Below are 7,314 nucleotides of genomic sequence, written 5' to 3'. Positions count from 1 at the left end.
TCGGGCCGTAGATATGGGGGAAGACGTCGTCGCCGACGGGCTCGTGGCGGACGTCCAGACCCGCCGGGTCGATCACGAGAAGGACCAGATCGTCGAGGTCGGCGTAGAAGGCGCGCCGGACGCCGCGTACCTGGTCCTCGTCGCGGGAGGCGTGGATGAACCCCTCCTGAGCGAGGGTACGGCCGCGGGTCGACACCTCGTACGGGTGGCCGGAGTCCCGTGCCGCCTCCCACTGGGTCCGTTCGGCGATGTGGAAGATCGGTGTACGCGGGTCCGTGAGATCGCCTGCCATGAAGCAGAGCGTACGGGCCGAATCCCTGCGCCGGATGCCATAGACTCGGATCAGACCCCTCGCACGGCGTCCATCCTGTGAACCTCCCCAGGGCCGGAAGGCAGCAAGGATAAGCAGGCTCTGACGGGTGTGCGGGGGGTCCTCTGCTTTTCGACGAGGACGGACCCCCATGAGTCTGGCTCTGTACCGCAAGTACCGGCCAGCGACGTTCGCCGAGCTCAAGGGGCAGGAGCACGTCGCCGAGCCGCTGCAGCAGGCACTGCGCAACGGGCGCATCCATCACGCCTACCTCTTCAGTGGTCCGCGTGGCTGTGGCAAGACCTCGAGCGCGCGCATCCTCGCCCGCTCGCTGAACTGCGAGAAAGGTCCGACTCCCGAGCCTTGCGGCGAGTGTGAGTCCTGTGTCGCGCTCGGGCCGTCCGGGGCCGGCCACATCGATGTGATCGAGATCGACGCCGCCTCCCATGGTGGTGTGGACGACGCCCGTGATCTGCGGGAGCGCGCCTTCTTCGCGCCCGTGGCGGCGCGCTACAAGATCTACATCATCGACGAGGCGCACATGGTGACCCGTGAGGGGTTCAACGCGCTGCTGAAGCTCGTCGAGGAGCCGCCGCCGCACCTGAAGTTCATCTTCGCGACCACCGAGCCCGAGAAGGTCATCGGGACGATCCGGTCGCGTACCCACCACTACCCGTTCCGGCTGATCCCGCCGGGCACCCTCCGTGAGCTGCTCGAGGACATCCTGCGGAAGGAGGGCGTGCCGTACGAGCCGGCCGCGATTCCGCTGGTCGTACGCGCGGGCGCGGGGTCCGCCCGTGACTCGGAGTCGATCCTCGACCAGTTGCTGGCGGGCGCGGGCGAGGAGGGCATCACGTACGCCCGCGCGGTGTCCCTGCTCGGGTACACCGACTCGTCGCTGCTGGACCAGGTCGTGGACGCGGTGGCGGCCCGGGACGGGGCGGAGGTGTTCGCCGCGATCGACCGGGTCATGGAGGGCGGGCAGGACCCGCGGCGGTTCGCCGCCGACCTGCTGGAGCGCTTCCGCGATCTCGTCATCCTGTCGAACGTCCCCGACTCCGGCGCGACGGGCCTGCTCAACGTGCCGCCGGACGAGCTGGAGCGGATGCAGGCGCAGGCGTCCCGGCTCGGTCGCGCGGAGCTGACACGCGCCGCCGACCTGCTGCACACCGGCCTCACGGAGATGCGCGGGGCGACGTCGCCGCGGCTGCTGCTCGAGTTGATCTCCGCGCGGATCCTGCTGCCCGGCGCGTACGACGACGAGGCGTCGCTGCTGACCCGTCTGGAGCGGCTGGAGCGCCGCATCGCCGTCGGCGGCCAGGTCGCCGCGGCCGAGCCCGTACCGCAGCCGTCCGCCCCACAGAGCCACGCTCAGCCGTCCGCCTCGCAGAGCCACGCTCAGCCATCTGCTCCGCAGAGCCATCCTCAACCGGCTGCGCCGCAGAACCGCCCGCAGCCGCCCGCTCCTCAGACGGCGGCTCCGGTCGAGGCTTCCCGGCCGCAGCCGTCGGACTCGCCCGGGCATCAGCCGCCCGCCGCCCAGAGGCCCACCGCGCAGCGGGAGGAGTCATCCGGCGGCGCGGACTGGCCCGCGCCCGATCGGACGTCCGGAGCGGGGCGCCCGTCGGCACCGGCCGCCGGGCCGTCGTCCGCCGCCGAGTGGCCGACGCCGTCCGCCGCGGCGCCGACCAGGCCCGCACCGGTGGCCGCGGCGCCGAGCGGAGGCTCCGGCGCGGCGAGCGGGGGCTCCGGTGCGGCAGCGCCGGCCGGCGGGGTGGACGCGGCCGCGATCCGGCGGATGTGGGTCGACATCCTGGAGGCGGTCAAGCAGCGGAGCAAGGTCGCCTGGATCGTCCTCATGGAGGGCGTGGAGGTCGCGTCGATCGAGGGCCAGGTGCTCACGCTCGCGTTCGCCAACGACGGCAAGCGGCGCGGGTTCACGACCGGCGGCAAGGACGCCGTCCTCCGCGACGCGCTGAAGGAGATCCTCGGCGTCGACTGGCGTATCGACGCCGTCCTCGTCGGCGGCTCAGGGCAGGGGGCACGACCCGCGCCGCCGCCTCCGGACCCGGGTGGGTGGGGTGCTCCGGCGGCTCCGCCCCGCGCGCCCCGTACGCCGTCGCCGGCCCCGGCCGCGCCGGCCCCGCCGCCCAGTCCGGTCCCGCCGCCGCCCGAGCCGGTGGACGAGGAGGACGAGGTCGATCCGGAGGGTGACGCGGACGCGGGGAGCGAGGCCGCGCTCACCGGGATGGCCCTGATCGAGCAGGTGCTCGGCGGAAAAGTGATCCAGGAGTTCGACAACACCTGACGTCCGGGAAAAGGCTCGGTAACGTCACGGTCATCCCGCCATGAACCGGGCATGTTCCTCGGCCGACCTGCGGGTTCGCCGAGCCTTTCGTACGGCGCTCGCCGCCCGGTCGGGGGCGTTTTGGGACAGCCGTACCGGTTGCCGGGAGCCGCATACCGGATCGGGTGCGAACCCCGTAGTCTCGTCTCAACGGACGATCGAATGAGGAGAGCACCGTGGAACCCGGTGGCCAGCCGAATATCCAGCAGATGCTGCAGCAGGCGCAGCGCATGCAGGAGCAGTTCATGAGCCTGCAGCGCGAACTCGCCGAGACGGAGGTCCAGGGCACCGCCGGCGGCGGGCTGGTCACCGCGACCGTCAACGGGCAGAACGAGGTCGTCAAGATCGTCATCGATCCTGCCGCCATCGACCCCGAGGACCCGGCGGACACCGCGGAGACCATCGCCGACCTGGTGCTCGCGGCCATCCACAACGCCACGGAAGAGGCCCAGAACCTCGCGCAGGAGAAGATGGGACCATTGACCGAGGGACTGGGCGGCGGCCTGGGCGGACTGGGCCTCCCCGGCATGTGACCTGAGGCGGCGGATCCAGTGGGCCCACGGACCCGCCGTGTGCCCATGTCCACCGGGCGTGCTTCGATCGGGAGGTCTCGAAGGACGCCCGGGGACGTCCCCCATGGTGGCCGTGCGCCGCATGGGAGAGCGTCCACCCGCCGTGAACGGCCTCCACGAGAACGTCCACTCATGACGGCGCTCCCGGTGAGCGCGTCGACGACGAGAAGGGAGGGACCGTGTACGAAGGGGTTGTCCAGAACCTCATCGACGAGTTGGGCCGGCTGCCCGGCGTCGGGCCGAAGAGCGCACAGCGGATCGCCTTCCACCTGCTCGCCGCGGATCCCGCCGACGTCACGCGGCTGAGCGAGGCGCTGCGGGAGGTCAAGGACAAGGTCCGGTTCTGCAACGTCTGCGGGAACGTCGCCGAGGCCGAGCAGTGCCGGATCTGCCGCGACGCCCGCCGGGACACCCACGTGATCTGCGTGGTGGAGGAGCCCAAGGACGTCGTCGCGATCGAGAAGACGCGGGAGTTCCGCGGGCGTTACCACGTGCTCGGCGGCGCGATCAGCCCCATCGAGGGCGTCGGCCCGGACGACCTGCGCATCCGGGAGCTCATGCAGCGCCTCGCGGACGGCGAGGTGACCGAGCTGATCCTGGCGACCGACCCGAATCTCGAAGGCGAGGCGACCGCCACTTATCTTGCCCGGCTCGTGAAACCGATGGGTCTCACCGTCACCCGGCTGGCCAGCGGACTGCCGGTGGGAGGCGACCTGGAATACGCCGACGAGGTGACGCTCGGTCGTGCGTTTGAAGGACGGAGGCTGCTCGATGTCTGAGAACAGCAATTCTGAGCACAGCTGGATGACGCTCGCCGACCGTGTGGCGAAGCACGCCCAGAACTACCTGACCGGACTGAACGCCGTGGCGGTGGGCGAGACCGGGGGGCACACGGTGCCGCTGTTGCTGCTCGAGGTGTCGCAGATCGCGGTGGCCGGGGCCCAGCTGGGCGCCAGCACCGACGTGATCCTGCCGGACAACTGGGAGCCGGACGTCGGCGAGGACCCGGACCTGGACACGGTCCGGCAGGGGCTGGCCGAGCGGCTGACCACCGTCGACGAGTACGCCGAGGTCTTCGACCCGTACAAGGACGCTGAGACCACCGTGTACCGCCTGTCGGACGACCTGGTGGACGTGGCCAGCGACCTGGTGCACGGACTCCGTCACTACGACGCCGACCGCAAGCTCGAGGCGCTGTGGTGGTGGCAGTACAGCTACTTCAACCACTGGGGCAACCACGCCGGCGCCGCGCTGCGGGCGCTCTACGCGGTCTCGGCGAGCGCGCGGCTGGACGTCATGGAGGAGCCGGTCGCGGGCTGACCCCCGACCAGCCGGTCGGGGGCCGACCCTCGACCGGTCACCGGGTCCCCTCAAGATCGAAAAGACCCGTGGCCCTGTCCCGGCCACGGGTCGGGCCGTTCCGGATCTCGTGGCGAGCGGGTCGTCTCGCGCAAGGTTTCCGGACCGTTACCCGACTTTCGGGAAATCTCGCATAGCGGGATAATCCGCGCGGGGTATCGCGTTGACCTCGGTAGACTCGGCTTTCGACTGCCCTGATCCCGATCCGAGGAGTGCACACGCGTGGCCCTAGTCGTGCAGAAGTACGGTGGCTCCTCCGTCGCCGACGCTGAGAGCATCAAGCGCGTCGCCCAGCGCATCGTCTCTACGAAACAGGACGGACACGACGTCGTCGTCGTGGTGTCCGCAATGGGCGACACGACGGACGAGCTCGTCGATCTCGCCAACCAGGTCAGCCCCCTGCCGCCCGCGCGTGAGCTGGACATGCTGCTCACCTCCGGCGAGCGGATCTCCATGGCGCTGCTCGCCATGGCCATCGCCAACCTCGGACACGAGGCGCGGTCCTTCACCGGCTCCCAGGCCGGCGTCATCACGGACAGCAAGCACGGCAAGGCGCGGATCATCGACGTGACGCCCAGCCGTATCCGCGACGCGATCGACGCGGGGTCGATCGCGATCGTCGCCGGTTTCCAGGGCGTCTCCCAGGATTCCAAGGACATCACCACGCTCGGCCGCGGCGGGTCCGACACGACGGCGGTGGCGCTGGCCGCGGGCCTCGACGCGGACGTCTGCGAGATCTACACCGACGTCGACGGGATCTTCACCGCCGACCCGCGGATCGTGCCCGCGGCGCGCCGCATCCCGGACATCTCCTACGAGGAGATGATGGAGATGGCGGCCTGCGGCGCGAAGATCCTGCACCTGCGCTGCGTGGAGTACGCCCGGCGGTACGGCATGCCGATCCACGTACGGTCGTCGTTCAGCAACAAGACCGGGACCTGGGTCAAGACCAGCATCGAGGGAAACCAGATGGAACAAGCGATCATCTCCGGCGTCGCCCACGACCGGAGCGAGGCCAAGATCACCGTTGTCGGGGTGCCCGACAAGGTCGGCGAGGCGGCGACGATCTTCTCGACGCTGGCCGACGCCGAGATCAACATCGACATGATCGTGCAGAACATCTCGGCCGCGGCGACCAACCGTACGGACATCTCGTTCACGCTGCCCCGTACGGACGGTCAGGCCGCGATGAACGCCCTCAACAAGATCAAGGACCGCATCGGGTTCGACTCGCTCCGCTACGACGACCAGATCGGCAAGGTCTCGCTGATCGGCGCGGGCATGCGCTCCCACCCGGGCGTCACCGCCAAGTTCTTCGGCTCGATCGCCGACGCGGGCGTCAACATCGAGATGATCTCGACCTCGGAGATCCGGATCTCGGTGGTCGTCGACCAGGACGACGTGGACGCCGCCGTCACCGCCGCCCACCGCGCGTTCGACCTGGACGCCGACCAGATCGAGGCCGTCGTCTACGGAGGTACCGGCCGATGAGCAGGAAGCCCACCCTCGCCCTCGTCGGGGCCACCGGCGCGGTCGGCACCGTCATGCGGGAGATCGTGTCGTCCCGGGAGGACGTGTACGGCGAGATCCGCCTCGTCGCCTCCGCCCGGTCCGCCGGCAAGCGGCTTCCGGTACGCGGCGAGGAGCTCGTCGTCCAGGAGCTGACCGCCGAGGTGTTCGACGGCGTCGACATCGCGATGTTCGACGTGCCGGACGAGGTGTCGAAGGTCTGGGTGCCGATCGCGGCCGAGCGCGGCGCGGTCGTCGTGGACAAGTCCGGAGCGTTCCGGATGGAGCCGGACGTGCCGCTCGTGGTCCCGGAGGTGAACCCCGAGGCCGTACGGAACCGGCCGCGGAACATCATCTCGACGCCGAACTGCACGACCCTGTCGATGATGGCCGCGATGGGCGCGCTGCACGCGGAGTACGGCCTGGACTCCCTCGTCGTCGCCTCGTACCAGGCGGTGTCCGGGGCCGGCGTGGCCGGTTCGGAGCGGCTGTACGCGGAGATCGAGGCGGTCGCCGGCGACCGTACGCTCGGCCAGACCGCCGGTGACGTGCGCAAGGCGATCCAGAACCGCCTCGGTGACGCCGAGTCGCCGTTCCCGGCGCCGATGGCGCTCAACGTCGTGCCGTGGGCGGGGTCGCTCAAGGAGGGCGGCTGGGCGTCGGAGGAGCTCAAGCTCCGCAACGAGTCCCGCAAGATCCTGGGCATCCCCGACCTGAAGGTCTCCGCCACGTGCGTACGGGTGCCGGTGATCACGACGCACTCGCTGGCCGTGCACGCGACGTTCGAGCGGCCGATCACGGTGGAGGGCGCGCGCTCGATCCTGGACGCCGCGCCGACCGTCGTCGTCATGGACGACCCGGAGAACGGCGTGTTCCCGACGCCCGCCGACGTGGTCGGCACGGACCCGACGTACGTCGGCCGGATCCGCCAGGCGATCGACTTCCCCAACACGCTCGACCTGTTCGTCTGCGGCGACAACCTGCGCAAGGGCGCCGCGCTGAACGCCGCGGAGATCGCCGAGCTGGTGGCCGCCGAGTTCAGCGCCTGACCGAGAAGTACCTGACCGACGAGCGCCTGATTGATGAGCGTCTGACCGACGAGCGCTGATCAATGAGTGCTCGACCGGCGAGTGGCCGCCGACCAGTGCCTGGTCGGCGAGCGTCTGTAAGAAGAGAGTCGAGGCCGCGGGGGGCCGGCCACGCCGGGGGCGGAAATT

At 70.3% G+C, this 7,314-nt stretch carries 7 protein-coding genes and 1 other RNA gene; 7 read left to right on the top strand and 1 reads right to left on the bottom strand.

Going from position 1 to position 7,314, the window contains the following annotated elements:
- The coding region (locus tag AB0L00_RS45675) for a DUF952 domain-containing protein (RefSeq protein ID WP_364444546.1) at positions 1-292 on the bottom strand (292 nt) is incomplete at its 3' end.
- A 50-nt stretch (positions 293-342) separates the two neighbouring features.
- Here AB0L00_RS45675 and ffs point away from each other — a divergent pair.
- From ffs to AB0L00_RS45640, 7 genes are all read left to right on the top strand, one after another.
- An RNA gene (gene ffs, locus AB0L00_RS45670) (signal recognition particle sRNA small type) lies at positions 343-439 on the top strand.
- 22 nt (positions 440-461) lie between these two features.
- Entirely contained in the window at positions 462-2,618 is a 2,157-nt protein-coding gene (locus tag AB0L00_RS45665) for a DNA polymerase III subunit gamma and tau (protein WP_364444544.1), read from the top strand.
- A gap of 215 nt (positions 2,619-2,833) precedes the next feature.
- Complete coding sequence (locus AB0L00_RS45660; RefSeq protein WP_345366074.1) at positions 2,834-3,190, top strand: YbaB/EbfC family nucleoid-associated protein; 357 nt, start codon at positions 2,834-2,836, stop codon at positions 3,188-3,190.
- A 218-nt stretch (positions 3,191-3,408) separates the two neighbouring features.
- Positions 3,409-4,008 (top strand): recombination mediator RecR, encoded by a 600-nt coding sequence (gene recR / locus AB0L00_RS45655; protein WP_364444543.1) that lies wholly within the window; start codon positions 3,409-3,411, stop codon positions 4,006-4,008.
- Positions 4,001-4,549, top strand: a complete 549-nt coding sequence (locus tag AB0L00_RS45650; protein ID WP_364394787.1) for a DUF5063 domain-containing protein — start codon at positions 4,001-4,003, stop codon at positions 4,547-4,549. The genes recR and AB0L00_RS45650 overlap by 8 nt, the downstream gene beginning before the upstream one ends.
- A 261-nt stretch (positions 4,550-4,810) precedes the next feature.
- A complete protein-coding gene (locus AB0L00_RS45645) occupies positions 4,811-6,079 on the top strand; it encodes an aspartate kinase (protein WP_345366068.1) in 1,269 nt (422 codons plus the stop codon).
- Complete coding sequence (locus AB0L00_RS45640; protein WP_364444540.1) at positions 6,076-7,146, top strand: aspartate-semialdehyde dehydrogenase; 1,071 nt, start codon at positions 6,076-6,078, stop codon at positions 7,144-7,146. The genes AB0L00_RS45645 and AB0L00_RS45640 overlap by 4 nt, the downstream gene beginning before the upstream one ends.
- Positions 7,147-7,314 lie beyond the last annotated feature (168 nt).

Origin of the sequence: Actinoallomurus sp. NPDC052308, from assembly GCF_040679195.1 — a bacterium.
Lineage (GTDB): Bacteria > Actinomycetota > Actinomycetes > Streptosporangiales > Streptosporangiaceae > Actinoallomurus > Actinoallomurus liliacearum.
The sequence above is the reverse complement of the archived record's forward strand: the minus strand, read 5'-3'. Positions and strand labels throughout refer to the sequence as shown.

Bases quoted from the DNA above. Each gene is read 5' to 3' on its own strand.
- AB0L00_RS45650 (WP_364394787.1), top strand. From the start codon at position 4,001: ATGTCTGAGAACAGCAATTCTGAGCACAGCTGGATGACGCTCGCCGAC.
- AB0L00_RS45640 (WP_364444540.1), top strand. From the start codon at position 6,076: ATGAGCAGGAAGCCCACCCTCGCCCTCGTCGGGGCCACCGGCGCGGTC.
- AB0L00_RS45665 (WP_364444544.1), top strand. From the start codon at position 462: ATGAGTCTGGCTCTGTACCGCAAGTACCGGCCAGCGACGTTCGCCGAG.